The organism is Sphingobium sp. CECT 9361 (genome assembly GCF_918741285.1).
In the GTDB taxonomy this organism is placed as follows: Bacteria; Pseudomonadota; Alphaproteobacteria; order Sphingomonadales; family Sphingomonadaceae; genus Sphingobium.
Genome location: NZ_CAKKNC010000010.1, coordinates 46,480 through 64,632 on the forward strand (window position 1 = coordinate 46,480; position 18,153 = coordinate 64,632).

Genomic DNA, 18,153 nt, shown 5'->3' on the forward strand with positions numbered 1-18,153 from the left:
ACGATGGCGACCAACGTCAGCAAGCCGGCAGGTGGCGGAACGGGCAGGGCGAGGCGATCGGAATGGCGTTTAGTCGCCTATTTCACCCTGCACGGTCTCGGCTTCGTCGGCTCGACGCTCCTGATGACCTGGGGGCTTTTCTTCCTCTTCTTCCTCGCCCTCGGCGGCTTCTCGTTCGACGGCTTTATCCATCAACTCAACAATCTGACCAGTCGCTACGTCGTGGCGGACGCTGCGCGCACTGGCGCGTTCCTCAACATGTTCGCGATCGCCCACATGATCCTGTCCGCAGCGATCATCACTTTCCGCCGCGACAGGATCCTCCCCGAGCGCAAATCCGAAAGAGAGTGTCATCATGGCTGAACAGGCCGAACTCGATCTTCCGCCGATTCCAGCGCCGGTGTCACGCGACACGACTGCGGTGCGCAAAGCAGCGTTCGGTGGGTTTAGCCGGCAGCAGATTCTGATCGGGGTGTTGGTCCTGGCCCTGATCGTCTGGGCAATGTGGGTCACGCGGGCGCTAACGGCTCCCAAGCAAGAACATATCGTTTCGGCACGCCTGTCCGCACTGGTCGGCGACTATGTCGAAGCACAGCGGTTTTCGGGCTCACCGCCCGAGCGTGTGCAGGCCGAGATGCGGGCATTCATGGCTTCGCTCGACAAAGAGCTCCAACGGCGGTCCGCTTCCGGTCAGGTCGTGCTGGTTGGCGAAGCGGTTCTGACCAAGAACGTGCCGGACATCACCGACAGCCTGAAGACAGCCGTGTTCGCGGCGGGCGTGCCCGTCCCCAAGCGTGCATCCGTCGAAGAACTCCAGCGCCTGCAGGCGCTGTCGAGCGCGCAGGCCGGGATCGCGGCTCGCCAACCGCAGCCCTCGACACCGCAGGGCCCGATCAATCCGATGGGCGCTGCGCCAGCCCTGCCGGTGGCGCCTGAGGGGCAGATGCCGCCGATCGGGGCGGGCGCTTCGGTTGCAACCTTTGGAGGGCCCGATGGCAACGGTCGTCAGTGAGCCGGGACATCAGGGCTGGCGCCCACGCAAGCGGCTGTGGCTCCTTCTTGGAGTGGCAATTGTGGGGTCCGTCGGATTTGAGGCAATCGCAAGCTGGCGCGACAGCCATGTGCTGCTGATCAACGCCTCGAATTCTCTTCCTAATTGGGCATTCCTGATCCGTCGTCATCAGCTTCCCATCCGCGGCGACTATGTCTTTTTCGATCCACCGCCCAGCGCGTTGCTGCTTCGCCACTTCGGGGCGAAACCCCAGATGTTCGGCAAGATTGTCTACGGCATGCCGGGAGACGTGGTGGAGCATGAAGGCGCGGTCGTTAGGATCAACGGTGCGCCGATCGCCCGCATGAAACCACGGACGAGAACTGGCGAACCGCTGACGCCGGGGGCGATGGGAGCGATCCCGGCCGGTTGCTACTATGCCGGGTCTCCGCACCCGGACGGTTTCGACAGCCGCTATGCCGAGATCGGGTTTGTCTGTGGTCGGCAGCTTATCGGTGTCGGGGAGCCGGTGTTGTGAAGCGGATCCTCACCGGGGCCGCGGGCTGCGTGCTTCTGGGCGTTGCCGTCTTTGTCGCCGGCCCGATGCGGACGGAAGCCCGCGATTATGGTCAGGCTGGTCAGGCGTTCCCAGTCATCGAGCCTGACCTGCTTGCCACGATCGAGGGACGGCTCAGGCGCGCCGAAGCCAGTGGCGAACTCGCGCGGACCAATCAGATGTTCGCCAAACGCGTCGAGGCAAAGGTGCGCCGCCCGACGCCCGTGGCCGGCATCACGCCGGCGATTGCCGCCCGTGAGTGGGACTATGATCCCGCTGTGCGGCTTGAGCGCGATATTCACGACCAGAAGGGCAATCTGATTGCGTCTGCGGGGCAGACCATCAACCCGCTCGACTTCGTTGCGGTCAAGCAGTCGCTCGTCTTCATCGATGGCGACGATGCCGCTCAGATAGCTTGGGCGACCAGTCGTTTCACCGACCTCAACGCCAAGATCATCTTCGTCAGCGGGTCACCGCTCGAGGAGATGACGAACCGGAAACGGCGCTTCTTTTTCGATCAGGCCGGCAAGCTGACCTCCCGGTTCGGCATCGAACATACGCCGGCGGTGGTGCGCCAGACCGGTCGGACCATGCGGGTGACCGAGCAAGTGCTGCGTCCGGGCAAGGCAAGCTGATGCCCCTTTGGCTCGACTTGCTGCGCACGCCAATGGCCGCGCCCGAGACGCCGTCCCTTCGCCGGACGCGGCTGACCTGGCAGACCCTGTGCCTCTCATCCGCCTTGGTGGTGGGGTTGTTCAGGCAATTCCATCGCGCCTTCGGCCAACTCGCGCCGCTGGCGGCGGCGCTGCTCCTGACCGTGACAGTTGGCTGGACGGCCTTCTACCTCGTTTGGAAACACCGCGCCGACACCGCCTTCCTCGACCTCAGTGGGAGCGCCGAGTGATGCGCGCCCTGAGACACGCCTTCGGCGCCTTGCTGATCCTGCTGCTGGCATTTGCGTTATCGCCCAAGGCCGAGGCGGCGCCCACGTGCCACGGCAAGTTCGTCAATCCGATCACGGACGTCTGCTGGTCGTGCCTGTTTCCGCTCTCGGTCGGCGGCTTGAAGATCTGGCCAAGCAACCGGCCGGACCCCAGCAATCCCGCGTCGCCGGTCTGCGCCTGTGCCGATCCGCTGCCGCGCATCGGCATCTCCGTCGGTTTCTGGGAGCCGGCGCGCCTTGCGGACGTGACCATGAAGCCATGGTGCTTTCCCAATCTCGGCGGCATCCGCATCGCCCCGGGCTTCGATATCGGTCAGGGCTACCTGGCTGGCCCATCGATGGTCGGTGGCCGCTCGCAAAGCACCGCCAAGTGGCATGTCCACTGGTACGTCTACCCGCTGCTATATTGGATGGAAATCCTGACCGACTTCGTCTGCTTTGAGCAGGCGTCGTTCGATATCGCCTATATGACGGAAGTCGATCCGCTTTGGCAGGATGACTCGCTCGCCGCATTGATTAATCCGGAGGCGATCGTCTTCGCCAATCCGATCGCCCAGGCAGCCTGCGCCGGAGACTGCATCGCTGGCACCATAGGCCTACCGCTCGATCCGCTCTTCTGGTGCGCGGGCTGCCAGGGCTCGATGTATCCGCTCAACGGCAACATCCCGTCCTCGATCGGACATGTCCAGTCCTCGCGGCTCGCCCTATCGCGTTTCGCATTCAAGATGCATCGCCAGGCGCTTGCCTGGGGCACGATGGGGTCCGCCGGCCTCTGCAAAAAGTACCTCATGCCGATCATGCGGAAGCAGCAATATCGCTTTCAGATGGTCAATCCGATCCCGACCGTGAGTGGCCGCTTTGCCTGCTCCGCAATCGGGGCATCCACCATGCCGCCCGACGCGGGACGTGCCTATCCCGCTGGCGGCGAGGACATGGGCTATCTCGTCTGGCGCAAGCGCAACTGCTGCGTGTTCTAGGGGATTTGCGATGCGCCTTCTCACCATGGGCATCCTCGCCCTTGTCGGAACGGCTACGATCTCGGCGGTCCTCGCGCAGACCGTCGACGGCGTCGACGTCCAGGCCGTGAAAAAGCGCGCGGCCGATCTCGCGGCTGACGCGCAGGCGTTCGTCGAGCAGGTGAAGGATCGCGGCGACCAGTTTCGCGAAGAGGCAGTGAGCATCCGTGACGCCGGCACCGATAACATGCGGCGCGTTGCCTCGACGGATCTTCCTAAAGGTCCTGAGGGCGCGGTGGATTTCGATGAGATCATCCAGGGCGCGGCGAAGAACGCTAGCGCCCGAAGCGGGGAAGCGCCGCAGTTTATCGCCTTTGCCAGCCTGTCGATGCCAGACGCTGCGCTCAAGCAAATGGTTCGCGACACGGCCAGCGCCGGCGGGGTGGTCGTGTTTCGAGGCTTCCCCAATAATTCGGCAAAAGAGTTTGTCGCCCGGATTAGCAAGGTTGTCGAACAGGGCAAGTTTGCCAGCATCGGCATCGATCCGCGGCTTTTCCGCGCCTTCGATGTGCAGGCGGTCCCGACCTATGTGAGCGTCTCTTCGGATTTCGATCTGTGCGCTGGCTTCTCGTGCACGACGAAGCTGCCGCCTTTTGATCGCATGGTTGGCAACGTGACCGTCGACTATGCGCTTTCCACCTTCGCCGGTGGGAACGGTCCAGGTGCACGGGTGGCAGCTGTTGCGCTTTCGAACATGAAGCGTGCGCGCCCGTGATAGCGCACCGCTTCATCTCTGGCCTGTGTGCGGTGCTGATCGTCGCCGAACCAGTTGCGGCGCAGCAGATGACCGTCGAGCAAGCACGCGCCGAGGGAAAGGCGATGGCGCAGGACAAGCGCAACGACAGATCGTTGGTCCCGTCGAGCGACGCCCAGGCGCAGGCGGTGCCAGGGTATACGGGCACCAGCCAGCCTCAGACCACCTACTTCGACGATCCTGACAAGCTGGTCGCCGATGCTCAGGCCCAGAAATCCACCGACCAGAGCTACCGCGTGACGACCGACGCGGATCGGACGCGCCCCACCTTCACCAACGCCGAAATCCTGGCGACGACCGGTCGTGCGACGACAGTCGAAAACGATCCGTCTGCCTTTCTCGACGGGCAGGATATCTCCTCAGGATCAGGGACCTGCACGCCGCTGCCCCCGGGCAGCGGGACGGAAGGCTATTACGAGGCCAGCTGCAACAGCGGAACCAAGGTCGATGAGAGCACGGCGGTCTGTAGGACGCCGCTGGTTGTCGACGTCACGCCCGGCACGACGAAATATATCTACACCTGCGAGAACTGGTCGAGATCCGCCGCGCAGGGCGGCGACAATCGAGACCGGCGCTGCGTCCCCGCCTTCAACGCGCCGGTCCAGGCCGGTGTGTGCCGCGAGCGTTCCCGGCAAACGGTACATTATGATGTCTGCCGCCAGGGCAATCCGCGCTTCTGCACCGAGCCCGATGTCGAAGAGGGCGAGGTCATCACCTATGAATGCGACAGCGCCGCCGTCGCCAGGCCCTACAGCGAGGAAACCGTCGGCCAGGTTATCAACGAGCATCGCGACGAGAGCATGTGCAACGCGGCAACCGCCGCGCAAACGTGCGAACTTGCCTCAGAGACCTGTGTGGATCCGGAGCCCACGACCCGAACGATCAATGGGGTTGCGGTGACCCGCGCCTGCTGGAGCTGGGAGCGCAGTTACAGCTGTCACCAGTTCAGCCAGGCCAATGATTGCTCGGATCTCGAGAACAACCGGCAGTGCACCTATCTGCGCGATGAGTGCCTCGATGATCCGCAGAGCGGCGCCTGCAAGGTTTCCGAGAAGATATATAAATGCCCGACCCCCAGCAGCACCGCGCCCGGCGACCAGCAATATATCTGCGGAAACGACGTTTACTGCATCAATGGAGACTGCGAACCGATCGTCCGCGAAGCCTCGACTGAGTTCAGGGACGCTCTGGTTGGACTCCATGCGTTGGATCAGGCGGGTAAGGAGTTCAACGAGGCCGATCTTAGGGTTTTCAGCGGCAAGCGCGAGAGCTGCCACAAGCCGGTTTTCGGCCTTATAAATTGCTGTGCCGGCAAGGTGTCGGGCGCGGTGCCGGTGGCGGCGGGCGCTGCGGCACTGGCCGGGGGCCCTGCCGCCATCGCTGCCTTCGCAACCCCATTCCTCGTGCTGTTCGCCTGCTCCCAGGACGAAATGAAGCTCGATATCAGGGACCGGATGGGCTTCTGCCACAATGTCGGCACCTACTGCTCGTCGAGCTTCCTCGGGATCTGCAAGACCAAGCGAACCGCCTTTTGCTGTTTCGAGAGCAAGTTGTCGCGCGTCCTCCAGGAGCAGGGTCGCGTGCAGCTGAACAAGCCTTGGGCCAGTGCCAAGAAGGAGCAATGCCAGGGCTTCACGATTGATGAGTTCGCGTCGCTCGACCTGTCCGTGATGGATTTCACCGAGGTTTATGCGGACTTCATGGACGCAGCGAAGCTGCCCGACGAAGTCCAGACGATGTCCGACATTCAGGACAAGATTCAGGCTTATTATGATCTCCACGGCAAGTAATCTTCTCGCTTCCGGCGATGGCCCCCCGTGCGATTGGGCGATGACGGTTTTCGAGCTGGCGATCTTCCTCGCCACCTATCGCGCGGTAAAGCCGATCGGTGCCGATGCCTTGTCCGAGCGACTGGGTGGGTGGTTCGAATGCTGTGTAGCGCCCGATGAAGTGAAGGCCGCCACGGCCAACATGGTAAGCCGAGGCTGGTTGAACGCGGTCGGCGGCGGCTTGTCGGCGGCTGAGGAGGGCCGCCGTGTCGCCGGTGCCTTGATGAACGGTGTCATCCGAATGCTCGACCAGGGCACGCGCCTGATCGACGTCGCGCTGATGATGTCGGTGCTTAGGCTTACAAAAGGGGAGTTGGACAATGGTCCTCTTTGAAGCGCCCACCATCCTGGCGCTCCTGTTGCTCCAGACGGTCCCGGGGCCACCCGCCACCCACGCAGGTGCCGGCTGCGGCCGGTCGCGCGCCCCAAATGGGTTCGACTGCTGTCTCCACCTATCGCCCAGATCGAGCGCCAACGCCTTCCTCCTCACCCACCCTCCCTCCGCGCAACCTCAGGCCGATGATGAAAGGACGATAGAAGATGCCCCGAAAAGGTAGGCTTTCGATGCTTCTGCTGGCGCTGTCATCGCTCGGGTCCGCCGCGCCGATCAACGCTCAGGAAACGGGGGCCGCTCGCGACGCGATTGAGCAGGACCTGCCTGACGAGTTCTATTGCGGCGAGCGCAAGCTCGGGCAGTGGTTCTATTGTACTCGTCCGAAGCCGCCTGAAAGCGCTGCGAACGCGGCACCTGCGCCGGAGACGAGCGCTGCCCAGCGGGTGGCCGCGATCACCAGGCAGCTGGATGAGCTCAAAGCGCGCGCGATCCTCGAACCGACCGAGGCGAACGTCATCGCCTATGTGCGGTTCCAGCGCGAACAGCTCGACCGGGCATCGACCTTTTCCGACACTTGGCAACGCGCCCTCTGGCAGAACCCGGACCTCGACTACACGCTGCAGCGGCCGGTCTCGACGGTCGGCAAGCGCCTGTGGCTCGACAACCGCAAGGCGGATCGCGACGCGGTGCTTACGAGCCTCGGGCAGCGCTACGGGCTGTTCTACTTCTATGCGCAAAGCTGTGGCGCCTGCGAAGTGTTCGCGCCGATCCTGCGCTCGGTGACCGACAGTCACCGCATGTCGGTGATGGCGGTGTCGATGGATGGCGGACCTAGTCGCGACTTCCCGAACTATGTCGTCGATTCCGGCCAGCGCTCGCGGATGGGCGTGCCCGGCAATGAGACGCCGGCGCTGGTCCTCTTCGACACCCAGACCAAGCGGACGATTCCCGTTGGATACGGCGTGCTCAGTGCTGACGAGATCATGGATCGAATCTTCATGCTGACCAACACCAAGGTGGGGAGCGACTACTAATGGAACCGCAAACAGGGAAGGGGAGGGCTCGCGCCTTCCGCCGCAAGGCCGCAGGCTGGCTCGGACTGGTCGCCGCTTCGCATTTTGCGCTGGTCGGCGTCGCTCGCGCTGACGTCGCGGGCCAAATGAACAGCTTCTTCAACGATGCAGGGGGCGCTGCGAATGTCACGGGCCCGACCGCGTTCCAGGGCCAGTCGGCCGGCTACTACTCACTCGGCAATGTCTGGACCCGCTTTCCGCAGAAGAGCGTCTCGCCGTTCAATCTCCAGCTTCCGAGCGCGCGCGCCGGCTGCGGCGGCATCGACCTGTTCAGCGGTAGCTTCTCCTTCATCAACGCGTCGGAAATCGTAGCGATGTTGAAGGCAACGGCCAACAACGCTCTGGGGTTTGCGTTCAAGCTCGCGATCGATTCCGTCTCGCCCGAGATCGGCAAGGTGATGGATGAGTTCAGCCAAAAAGCGCAACTTCTGAACCAGATGAACATCTCAAGCTGCGAAACCGCGCAGGCTTTGGTCGGCGGGATCTGGCCTCAGATGGAAACGACTCGCTCCACGATCTGCGAAGCTGTCGGCAACAGCCAGGGCGTCTTCTCCGACTGGGCAGCATCGCGGCAGGGCTGCAACAATGGCAATAAGCGCGATGCCACGATCGCGGGCAATACCGATGGCAGCATGAAGGATCAGCTCCTCGGCGAGCCGCACAATTACACCTGGGAGGCGCTCAAGAAATCCGCGAAATTCGGCGCCTTCGACCAGTCGTTCTCCGAATATGTCATGACTTTGGTGGGCACGGTGGTGACGACGCCCTCGACCGACCCTGCAGTGGGCGGAAAGGTCGTCATGTTCGGGCCGGCCGAGGAAGCGGTCGTGACGGCGCTGCTGGACGGAACAGCGGATGCGCCGGCCGTGAAGATGCTCCGGTGCAACGACGCGGACTGTTACGATGTCGGCGAGCAGACCCTGACCGTGCCGGCGTCGGCTGCGCTACGTCCGCGCATCGCGGGCATGATCAAGTCGATGAGCGGCAAGATCCGGACGGACACTGCGCTCGATGCGGCCGAGAAGCAGCTCCTCAACATAGCGACGGTGCCGATCTACAAGATCCTCGCGGTACAGGCCTATGCGCATTACGCTTTGACCGACGGCGAGATCGAAACCCTGTCCGAGATCGTGGCGGTGGACCTGCTGGCGGCGATGTTGGACAACATGCTCGATCGCGTCGAGCAGGCCCAGACGCATTACCAGACGTTCGATCAGGCGACCGCGACCCAGTGGAAGCAGCAAATCGCAGCAACCCGGCAAAAGTTCTCGCAGCGCGACGTCAAGCTGAACAACAAGCTGCAGGTGACGATGCAGATCATCAACCGCAGTATTATGCTCGAGTCCACGCTGCAGAATTCGATGACGCCCGGCATGTCATCAGCGCTGAACTTTTCGCGCGGGCTGAACGCCCAGGGGCTCATGTAAGGCGGGGTAGGGGGTAGGCGATGCTGGAGGTCTTCACGGTCGGCGGCGGCGAGTATCTCGTCAACACGTTCAACGCCGTCGCGGCCTGGTCTGGAGGAGGGGGCTATCGCTCGCTCATCCGCGTCGTGATGGTGATGGGCCTGATCTACTCTCTGCTCGTGGTCGCCTTCACCCTCAATTTCCGCGTCTGGATGAACTGGTTCCTGCAGTCGACGCTGATCTACCTGTGCCTCATGGTCCCGACGATCGACGTCAAGGTGACCGATCGGATCAACCCGTCGTTGGCTCCGGCGACGGTTGCGAACGTGCCGCTCGGGCTCGGCGTTCTCGCCAGCTTCACCACCCAAATCGGCGATTGGCTGACGCGCACCGCCGAAACCGTCTTCGTCATGCCGGCCGAGCTCAACTACACGACGAACGGCATGGTCTATGGTGCACGCTTGTTCGACGCGACACGCAATTTCGTCATTCGCGATGCCGAGTTTTCGACCAATCTGGAGGAGCACTTCAAGAAGTGCCTCTTCGGCGATGTGATGCTCTACCAGAAATCGTTGACGACGCTGGCTCAGTCGAAGGATTTGTGGGCAGACATTGGGCCTGCGTCGGAAGCACGTTCGCAGGAGTGGCTTGAGCGCCAGGGCGACGGGACGGTCAGCAGCGCGATCGTCACCTGCAGGCAGGCCTATCAGATGCTCGATGCCCAGTGGGCGCCGATGATCGAGGCCAACACGCCGCTTTGGGGGAAGGAGCTCTACCCCAAGCTCAGCAACGCACTGGCGGCCGACAAGCTCAAGCACGATCTGCCGATCGCCAATCAGGCCTTCACTGGATCGGCTAGCGGCTACGCGGATTCGATGCGTCAGAACACGGCGATCAACGCCTTCATGCAAGCGCGCAACAGCATGGCCGGCGGCTCGGGCGCGGCGACGATCGACACCTTCGCGCAGACGCGAGCCGACATTCAGGCACGCAACACATACAATTCGATCGCGCAGCAGGCGATGGCTTGGGTCCCGATCCTCAACATCGTGCTGACCGTCGTCTTCTTCGCGATGTTCCCAGTGATCTTCCCCTTGTTCCTGATGCCACAGACCGGTCTCGGCTCACTCAAGGGCTATGCGATGGGGTTTTTTTACCTTGCCGCCTGGGGACCGCTGTACGTCATCCTCCACATGATCTGCATGACGCGCGCGGAAACTGCGGCGACCGGCGTGGCCAGTGGCGGTGTGACGCTCGGCACCTATGCGGGGATCGCGGCGGTGAATGGCGAGACGGCGACGATCGCGGGTTTCATGCTGATGAGCATTCCGTTTCTGGCGGCGGGTTTGGCCCGCGGCGCGATGTCGATCGCAGGTCAGGCGACTTCGATGCTGGCGCCGGCACAAAACGCGGCCGAGGCCGCGGCGTTGGAGCAGACCACCGGCAATTACTCCTACGGCAATGTGAGCTGGGCCAATGCGACGTCCAACATGCGGCAGAGCAACCAATGGACCACTGCCGCAAGCTATATGGATGGCGCTCCGAGCATCGGCTGGCGACAGGATAATGGCGCCGTCGTGTCTGGGTTCGGGAATGGCCAGGAAGTAATCGACATGGGAGGCGCCATATCCCGTCTCGGTTTCACGCCGACTATGAATACGGGCACGGTTTCTGAGTGGCGCGAGATGGCGAGCCAGGCACATCGCCAAGCACAGTCGTTCGAAAATACGGCGCAGGAGATTCTAACCAGCACGCACACGAACCGTAGCGCCTTTGGAACGTCGAGCGAGCGCACCTCCGGCTTCGATTCTAGCAGCGGTACGGCTGCCAACACCTCGATTGAACAGAGTGATCGGCGATCATCGTCGAGCAGCCAGGGCATTGATGATCGCTCGTCGACCGGGCAGAGCTTGAGCGTAACCAACGGGCATGATCGGTCAGCGCAAACCCTGGACACCGTTACCGGCGGGATTTCGGCCGGCCTTGGTGGGGGCGGATCCGGTGGTGGCGGTCGAGCCGGCGCTCCCGGTACCGTCGCAAGGCTACTGGGCCGGCTCCCAGGAGTCAGTGGGAGCGTGCAGAAAAGTGGGCAGCAGCAGGATTCGCTCCGGCACGGAACTTCGGACAGTCGTTCGAGCGATAGCTCCAACACGCAGTCGAGTAGCATCCGTGATGAGCACGGCGTGTCCTCGTCCGCTTCCACGTCGGATGGCACGTACGCACGCTCTGGCGAGTTCAGCCGGGCTTCGACGTCCTCATCGTCGTCCCAGGGCATCGAGGACTCTCTGGCCCGCGCGAAATCCTACTCTGAGGCGGCACGTAAGATGGAGGAGTTGTCGCAATCGCTCTCCAGGGATGCAAGCTATGCGGAGACGCACGGCATGCAGCTCAGCGAAAACATGAGCCAGGATCTCTCGCAATGGTATCGCACGCAGCAAGCCCTGCATCCGAACATGGATGTGCCAGAGCTCTGGTCGACTGTTCTGTCAGATCATCAGCGGGAGGTGCGCGCAGCGATGATCTCGCAGTGGGCGCAGGCGAAGCGCAACGATATCCGCCAGGAGATCAACGAGAGCCTCCGGGAGCCTGACCTAGTCGATGTCAGCCGCACCAGCGTTGGCGGCCAAGGTGATGTGCGAGCGGCATATCGGCCTCACGGGGTCGACGCCATTCGTGGTGATCAAGGAAAGGGCGACCCAGGGGCAGCTGCAGCAATCATTGCCGGCGGACGAATGGCGATCAGCGAGGATAAGGCGGTCGCTGAAGCCGGACGAGCAAGCCGCATTCAAGGCTCGGTCGACGTCCAGCAAGAGGTCGGCGAGTCCCATAACAAGGGCTTTTTCCTGGATCCGAAGTTGCGGGAATGACCTGTATCAGATCAGCAAGAAATAGGCGGCCGCCCCGAACGCTATAGCGTAGGCAATCGCGTAGCCAATCAAGCCGGCGCGCGTGGGATTTCCAGCGGGGTCGGTCGAAAGCTCGATTGGAGCGGGTTCATCGTCGACATACTGAAGAACCGGTCCGCCAGGATTGTCCTGCGTGAAAGCGTATAAGGTGTGATCAAGCTTGCTCATGCTGATCTCCGAACGTGTTTCAATTACCAGCTTTTGGCACTTGGCTCAAGTAGGCTGCGCCTTCTGAAGGCGCCTTGCCAGCTATGCTGCTCAATCGGGGTGTCCGAAATATGTAGGCACGCTTCGGACACTAAGGCTTGCTATTGTCCGAAGTCTGTATACACGCTTCGGACATGACTCCTGCTTCCGATCTCAAGGCAGCGATTCTGACCCGCATCAAACAAGCGGGCTCAAGATCGGTCTGGACCCCTAGCGACTTCCACGACCTCGCCAATCGCGACGCCGTGGATAAGACGCTCCAGCGCCTCGTCGGGTCCGACCAGCTGCGACGCATCGATCGTGGCCTGTACGATAAGCCGACCGCCAATCGACTGACTGGACAGCTCAACGCGCCCGACCCCCGAGGCGTTATCGACGCGATCGCACGCCGCGACCAGATTAGAGTGTTAGTCGACGGACTGACTGCCGCCAACGATCTCGGCCTGACGAATGCCGTGCCCGCCAAGATCGTCGTACATGCCGACGCACGTCTGAAACCGATCCGGCTGGGAAAGCTCGAAATCACGTTTAAGCCGACGGCGGCGAGCAAATTATATTGGGCGGGGCGCCCGGCGATGCGGTTGATCCAGGCATTGCACTGGCTGCGGGATACCGACACCGCCGATACCCGTGGCGATCTCGTCGACAAGCTCGATGTTCTGGTCAACCATGGGCCTCAGGCCCAAGCGATCCGGCGCGACCTGATCGACGGCCTGTCGACGCTGCCCTCCTGGATGCAGGACCTGCTCCGGCCCCTGTTGATGCCCGAGGCAAGCAACGCATGAACCCGTCCTATGACGAGATCCTAAGAGCTGACGACGACACCCGCGCGGGTCTGTTCAACACCACCGCCCAGCGGATCGGCACAACACCACAGAACGTCGAGAAGGACTTCTGGGTCTGCTGGACACTCGACGCCCTTTTCAATGGCCTTCCGGATGGGCCGCGTCTGCTTTTCAAGGGCGGCACGTCGCTTTCCAAGGGCTTCGGGCTGATCCAGCGCTTTTCCGAAGACATCGACGTCACCGTCTTCCGCGATGATCTCGGGGAGGCACACAGCGTTGACGAATTGCAGAAGCTGAGCGGGAAGAAGCGGGAAAAGGCGCTCGATGCAATCCGCCAAGCCTGCGAAGCCTATATCGGCGGGCCGCTGTTCGACAATCTGACCGGGCTGGCGGCGGCGACGGCGGAGCGGACCGGGATTGCCGCAGAGCGCCTCGTGATCAGACGCGACAAGGATCTGCAGACCTTGCTCGTTCAATATCCGTCGGCCACGCCGGCGGACGGATATGTCGACAAGCTGGTGCGGATCGAGTCGGGCGCCAAGTCGGCGCTCGATCCCAATTCCCAGCGGACGGTGCAGCCTTATCTCAGCAAGGATGTGCCTCAGTTCGATCTGGCCGTGCCGAACGTCACCATTGTCGACGCTGAACGAACGTTCTGGGACAAGGTCGTAATCCTGCACGGCCTCCGCCGCTGGTTCGACAGCAAGGGCTCGCTCCGTCAGGACGGTCACCGCGTCTCGCGCCATTACTACGATATGGATCAGTTGCTTGGATCCGATGTCGGCTCACGTGCCACCGAGGACATGGCGCTCGGCGCCGACTGCGTCGCGCATGCTCGTGTATTTTTCAATCGGCCAGCGTTCGACTTGGCGAGCGCGCATCCACCGACCTTCGCGCTCACGCCCGAAGGCGACATGTATGATGCGCTCGCTCGCGACTACAGCGCCATGCGAGGCATGATCTTCGGCTCAGCCCCGTCCTTTGCGGCCGTGATCGAAAACGTCGCCAGTTTGGAAGCAAGGCTCAACGCGCTGCGCGAGAAAGTCTAGAGGAACTGCTCGCCGGCATGATCATCGAAAATCGAGGCGTCGCGCACATAGTCCGCGACGGTGTCGAGCGACTTATGCCGTGAGTGGTCCTTCATCTTGAACAGGTTCGCCCGCTTGGCCGCCGCCTCCGTCAGAAAGCCCGCGCGCAGCGAGTGGCCGGAAAAGATCGACGGATCGAGCCCCGCCGCGGCGGCCGTCGCCTTGACCAGGCGCGCGACAGTCTTGTCGGTAATCGGATCGTCGGTGACGGCGTCCGATCGGGTCAGACGCCGGAATACCGGCCCCTGGCGCGGTTCCCCGGTGATAGGATCCGGCTCGTTCAACCCTGCCGCCTCCAACCAGGTGCGCAGCGATGCGACCGGCCGAATGAACCTGCCTTCGGGAATGGCGATAACTTGGCCCAGCGCTTCCTGGTCGCGTTTCGACTGCGGGATAGTGATCCGCAGGCCTGAGGGAACGAACTGGAGCGCGTCCAACTGCATGTCGGCGATCTCCGAACGCCGAAAAGCGCCCGCCATCCCCAGCGCCAGAATCGCCCGATCCCGCGTTGCCCTGATGCCCGTACCCTCGATCGTCGCGATCATGGCCTTGAGCACGTCTGCTTCCGCCGGTGCCTTTTGCCCCTTCTTCCGCGCATATTTCCGGCGGACGCCGCCCATCATTTGGGCAATGATGCCCGCGCCGTCTCGCGCGCTCGGCGAGGCAAGACCTGCCTCGCGGTGATGATGGTTGATCGCCGCGATGCGCCGGCCGATCGTCACTGGCGCGATACCAGCCTCCGCTTCGACATGGGCAAACAGCGCGACCATGTCGGGGTGCGCGGGCAGCGCCTCGACGTTGCGCGCCTCGCAAAAGTCGCAAAAGCGATCCCAATCCCCGGCGTAGGCCTTTTGCGTCGAGCTGGCCTTAGATGCCGCCAGGGTGTGGCGCGCGCCCTCGATCTCGGCGAGCAGGTCGCCGGGCAGGTCGGTCGAGATCGGGAGTAGGTCGCGGCTCATATCGTCTCGTGCTGGTGCTCGCGGCACGATAACCGGCACCCCTCTCGAAGCCAAATGTTATGTCCGAGAATCCAGTTTATCGGACACGACTAAGGCCCGGCACGCGAGTAGGGGTACTCGCGGACCTCCTGCAGGCCTCGTTTAGCGATAGCTCGCGGGCAGAGAAAATGAGCAGTCAAAATATGATCGCTGTCATTGATGGCACAATGGCACAAGCTGAGCCGAATGCGCGCTCTCTGCTCTCAGACGATCAACCTCTGAAAGCTGCGGTCATCCGGTGATAGCGCCGTATGGCGATTTCCGACCGAGGCTGTGTAAAAACATCTCGTCGCAAACGAAACGAGTAACTTCGGAATCGGGGCAGCGGTCGTGGCGCAAGGAATGAATCCGGTGGCGATTGTCGAAGAATCAATGTTGCGTGATCGAACTCGTTGTCGGCGTTTTTACACAGCCTCGACCAACAGACGCCGTTCATCGGCAGTTGCGCGAACAACGGCTTGTTCCAAGACCCGAAGCGCCTGCGTCAGACGCTGCTACTGGCAATCTCGACATATCCAATCAGTTCTGCCGAATAGCTGCCGTCACCGTTCACAGCTCCTTTGTGCTTCAATTCCCGCTGCAAAGTAGGCTCGACCGCGTGAACGAACAGATCGCTGCGCTGCTCAGGCTGGAAGGCCGTTGTCCCCGCAGGCGCCTGTAAGTATTTTTCGCATTGTCGCTCGACCGCCGGGATGCGCGTGCCGTCCTGTTTGACTGCGATGGGCTGCACCACCACTCGACGCTCGCCATTGCCGGCCGACGTCTCGACCATCCATAGGGAAAGCAGAACCGGCTCATCCATGTCGCCGGACACGGCAATGCCGACTTCCTCCGGCGCCAGGCCTCGCCACCGCCCCAACTCCTCAAGGACCAACGGGTGATCCAAGCCCAGAAGTTGTAGCTCATCCTGGATTGTCGCAGCTTCGCGGCTCAGGCTGAAGCGGGCACGCCGCGTGCCCTCCGAAGTGACCAGATCGTAGGTGACATTATCCACCTTCACCAATTTCTGCTGGCGATCTGCAACAGCCGCCGACATGAAACGCACCAACCGATCCAAACTGCTCGATACGTCCGAGAACGGCTTGTAGTCGTCCAAACTGAATCCATCGAGATCTTGGAAAAGGTCGAACACAACCTGCCGCGCCTCGCGAGAATTCGACAGCGCCGCTTCCAACTCCACCTGCGTGCGCTTCAACTCGGGATCGGACAGTGCCTCTTGATACAAGCGATCGTAGTTCAACCGTTCGGACAATTGCCCTAGAATCTGCGCCCGTAGGTCTTCGGCAACATTGCCTTGCTCGTCGACCTTGCCGACCGTGCGCGCAATCTCGGTCAGTTTCTCGTCCAGCAGCAGAAAGATACGACCCTCGATCGTGTCCGAGAGCACCAGGTTGTAAACCTGGGCCGTGTGATTCTGGCCGTACCGGTGAATGCGCCCGATGCGCTGTTCCATGTCCATCGGATTCCACGGCAGGTCGAAGTTGAACAAGATGCGGGCGAATTGAAGGTTGATGCCTTCCCGCCCCGCTGCCGTGCAGACCAAGACGCGCGGACCATCCTTCTGACGGAAGCGACGCTCGGCAGCCGCCTTCGCCCCATGATCGCCGCCACGCAGCACAACTACGCCTTGGCCGGGGAAGTTCTGCTCGATCTCGCGGGAGATCATGTCCACCGTACCGAGGTAGGTGGCGAAGATTACGATCTTTTCGTTCTGGTTTTGCCTCCACAGAGTGCCCAAGCCATCGACCAACTTTTGCATCTTGGTTTCACGCTGGGTCGGAAACACACTCAGCAGGTCGTCGATCCGCAGGCGCTCTTCGGGAAGATGGAGGTTCACTACCGCCGAGGCGGCTTCTTCCGCATGCACGGCCGCAAACTCACTGTCGTAGGGATCGGAGGCCATCTCCAGTGCCTCCTCGTCCAGCTTCTTAATCAAGCGGTATTTCAGCTCGGCCAGGACGCGATCCACTTCGCTACGCCCAACGCTGTCGCGTGACAGGCGGTACTCCTCGTGGATCAGCTCGCGCGCTTCATCAGTCAGCCGTTCGCGACCCTCGATGTCGAGTTCCTTGTCGCGCAGGAATGCCTCGTGCAGCGTGAGCATCAGCAGGCGACGCTTGAGGGTGCGCCTCACGGCGGCGAAGCTGGACGCCGCGATCTTCTGGAAGATCGCCATGAGGAAGCCCAGCGCGCGCCCCTGATTGCCTTGGCGGCGCGCAAGGTCGAAGCCGTCCTCCAAATACTCACGAAGCTTTTCGTAGAAAAGCCGTTCACCGTCCGACATCACGAAGGATTCTGTGTGAACCCACCGTCGCGCGAACAACGGTGAACCATCCGGCTGACAGGCGTCGGCCTTGGTGCGACGAAACATTACTGTGTTGAGCCGGTGGCGGTTCTCCAACATTTCTTCAGGGCTGCGGAACAGCGTCGGATTGAGTAACTGCGCCAGCATCCAGAACTGGAAATGGTTGCCTTGGTGCGGCGTGGCCGAAAGCAACAGGAGGTCGCGGGAGTGGTCCTTGAGCGCCTCGGCCAGCTTATAGTTCTCGGTTTTGCGCACCTTACCGCCAGTGCGGTACGCCGTCAGATGGTGCGCTTCGTCAAACACCACCAGATCCCAACGCGGCGCATCGAGCAGGCGCTTGATGCGCGCCGGACGTTTCAGCGTGTCGATGCTGGCGATCAGCCGGTCGTGTTTGGCGAAGGCGTTGGTCTTCCGATCGGTAATATCGCCCTCTGAGCCAAACACCTCGAAGTCGAGATTGAACACCTCGTTCAATTCGCGATGCCAGTTGTTCACGAGGCCAGCGGGCACGACCATCAATGCGCGCCTCAGCTCGCCCCGGCTGGCAAGCTCGCGAAGGATCAGCGCGGTCTCGATGGTTTTGCCGAGGCCTACCTCGTCGGCAATAAGGTATCGCCGAGGTGAAGCGGTCGCGATGCGATGTGTCAGCACCACCTGGTGAGGCAACAGGTCTATCTTGGCCGAGGTCAGCGCCGAGGCGCTTTCCATCACCGGAAGTGCGTGCGCCTCATAGGAAAGCCAAGCCTTGCGCCCGCGCTCAGCTCCGCCGTCCACAGCGCGTAAGATGCGCTCGGTACGCGTAAGTTCGCGCCGCAATGAAAGGGCGGGAACCCGGCGCTCGCCGATGCCAAAAAAGGCGCGCAGATAGCCGTCACGCACCGGGTCGAGCACAACACCCTGACCATATTCATGATGGGTGATGCGCTCGCCGGGTTGGAACTGTGCCCCTGCCGTCACTTGCT

General features: G+C 62.1%; 17 protein-coding genes. 14 read left to right on the forward strand and 3 right to left on the reverse strand.

Annotated elements, in window-relative coordinates; translation table 11 throughout:
• The first annotated feature begins 3 nt into the window (after window positions 1-3).
• The 12 genes from LQ220_RS14760 to LQ220_RS14815 all read left to right on the forward strand — a co-directional run bounded on the left by LQ220_RS14760 (window position 4) and on the right by LQ220_RS14815 (window position 11,769).
• Window positions 4-363, forward strand: coding sequence for a hypothetical protein (locus LQ220_RS14760; protein ID WP_230188955.1), 360 nt, complete (start codon window positions 4-6; stop codon window positions 361-363).
• Window positions 356-1,012 (forward strand): TrbI F-type domain-containing protein, encoded by a 657-nt coding sequence (locus LQ220_RS14765; protein WP_230188956.1) that lies wholly within the window; start codon window positions 356-358, stop codon window positions 1,010-1,012. Before LQ220_RS14760 ends, LQ220_RS14765 begins: the two co-directional genes overlap by 8 nt.
• Complete coding sequence (locus tag LQ220_RS14770; protein ID WP_230188957.1) at window positions 993-1,529, forward strand: S26 family signal peptidase; 537 nt, start codon at window positions 993-995, stop codon at window positions 1,527-1,529. The genes LQ220_RS14765 and LQ220_RS14770 overlap by 20 nt, the downstream gene beginning before the upstream one ends.
• A 29-nt stretch (window positions 1,530-1,558) precedes the next feature.
• Window positions 1,559-2,182: a type-F conjugative transfer system protein TraW gene (gene traW, locus LQ220_RS14775; RefSeq protein ID WP_290369051.1), complete on the forward strand. Its 624-nt coding sequence runs from the start codon at window positions 1,559-1,561 to the stop codon at window positions 2,180-2,182.
• Window positions 2,182-2,451 carry a hypothetical protein gene (locus LQ220_RS14780; RefSeq protein ID WP_230188958.1) on the forward strand — a complete coding sequence of 90 codons (270 nt, stop codon included), beginning with the start codon at window positions 2,182-2,184 and terminating at the stop codon, window positions 2,449-2,451. The genes traW and LQ220_RS14780 overlap by 1 nt, the downstream gene beginning before the upstream one ends.
• On the forward strand, window positions 2,451-3,467 hold the full coding sequence (gene traU, locus LQ220_RS14785) for a conjugal transfer pilus assembly protein TraU (protein ID WP_230189036.1): 1,017 nt from the start codon (window positions 2,451-2,453) through the stop codon (window positions 3,465-3,467). The genes LQ220_RS14780 and traU overlap by 1 nt, the downstream gene beginning before the upstream one ends.
• A 10-nt stretch (window positions 3,468-3,477) precedes the next feature.
• A complete protein-coding gene (gene trbC, locus LQ220_RS14790) occupies window positions 3,478-4,221 on the forward strand; it encodes a type-F conjugative transfer system pilin assembly protein TrbC (RefSeq protein ID WP_230188959.1) in 744 nt (247 codons plus the stop codon).
• The gene (locus tag LQ220_RS14795; RefSeq protein WP_230188960.1) at window positions 4,218-6,050 is read left to right on the forward strand and encodes a conjugal transfer protein TraN; all 1,833 of its coding nucleotides are present in this window, start codon (window positions 4,218-4,220) and stop codon (window positions 6,048-6,050) included. Before trbC ends, LQ220_RS14795 begins: the two co-directional genes overlap by 4 nt.
• Before the next feature lie 40 nt (window positions 6,051-6,090).
• On the forward strand, window positions 6,091-6,423 hold the full coding sequence (locus tag LQ220_RS14800; RefSeq protein ID WP_230188961.1) for a hypothetical protein: 333 nt from the start codon (window positions 6,091-6,093) through the stop codon (window positions 6,421-6,423).
• Window positions 6,424-6,629: 206 nt separating this feature from the next.
• Window positions 6,630-7,457 carry a conjugal transfer protein TraF gene (locus LQ220_RS14805; protein WP_230188962.1) on the forward strand — a complete coding sequence of 276 codons (828 nt, stop codon included), beginning with the start codon at window positions 6,630-6,632 and terminating at the stop codon, window positions 7,455-7,457.
• A gap of 65 nt (window positions 7,458-7,522) precedes the next feature.
• Window positions 7,523-8,923 (forward strand): conjugal transfer protein TraH, encoded by a 1,401-nt coding sequence (locus LQ220_RS14810; RefSeq protein WP_230189037.1) that lies wholly within the window; start codon window positions 7,523-7,525, stop codon window positions 8,921-8,923.
• Between the two features lie 20 nt (window positions 8,924-8,943).
• On the forward strand, window positions 8,944-11,769 hold the full coding sequence (locus LQ220_RS14815; RefSeq protein WP_230188963.1) for a conjugal transfer protein TraG N-terminal domain-containing protein: 2,826 nt from the start codon (window positions 8,944-8,946) through the stop codon (window positions 11,767-11,769).
• Between the two features lie 6 nt (window positions 11,770-11,775).
• Here LQ220_RS14815 and LQ220_RS14820 read toward each other — a convergent pair whose 3' ends face one another.
• On the reverse strand, window positions 11,776-11,976 hold the full coding sequence (locus LQ220_RS14820) for a hypothetical protein (RefSeq protein ID WP_230188964.1): 201 nt from the start codon (window positions 11,974-11,976) through the stop codon (window positions 11,776-11,778).
• A gap of 173 nt (window positions 11,977-12,149) precedes the next feature.
• Here LQ220_RS14820 and LQ220_RS14825 point away from each other — a divergent pair, with 173 nt between their 5' ends.
• Together LQ220_RS14825 and LQ220_RS14830 are read left to right on the forward strand one after the other, a co-directional pair.
• Entirely contained in the window at window positions 12,150-12,800 is a 651-nt protein-coding gene (locus LQ220_RS14825; RefSeq protein ID WP_230188965.1) for a DUF6088 family protein, read from the forward strand.
• Complete coding sequence (locus LQ220_RS14830; RefSeq protein WP_230188966.1) at window positions 12,797-13,849, forward strand: nucleotidyl transferase AbiEii/AbiGii toxin family protein; 1,053 nt, start codon at window positions 12,797-12,799, stop codon at window positions 13,847-13,849. The genes LQ220_RS14825 and LQ220_RS14830 overlap by 4 nt, the downstream gene beginning before the upstream one ends.
• Here LQ220_RS14830 and LQ220_RS14835 read toward each other — a convergent pair.
• Together LQ220_RS14835 and LQ220_RS14840 are read right to left on the reverse strand one after the other, a co-directional pair.
• Window positions 13,846-14,847 (reverse strand): site-specific integrase, encoded by a 1,002-nt coding sequence (locus tag LQ220_RS14835; protein WP_230188967.1) that lies wholly within the window; start codon window positions 14,845-14,847, stop codon window positions 13,846-13,848. The two genes, LQ220_RS14830 and LQ220_RS14835, sit on opposite strands and share 4 nt — an antisense overlap.
• 523 nt (window positions 14,848-15,370) lie before the next feature.
• Window positions 15,371-18,148: an SNF2-related protein gene (locus LQ220_RS14840; protein WP_230188968.1), complete on the reverse strand. Its 2,778-nt coding sequence runs from the start codon at window positions 18,146-18,148 to the stop codon at window positions 15,371-15,373.
• Between the last annotated feature and the right edge of the window lie 5 nt (window positions 18,149-18,153).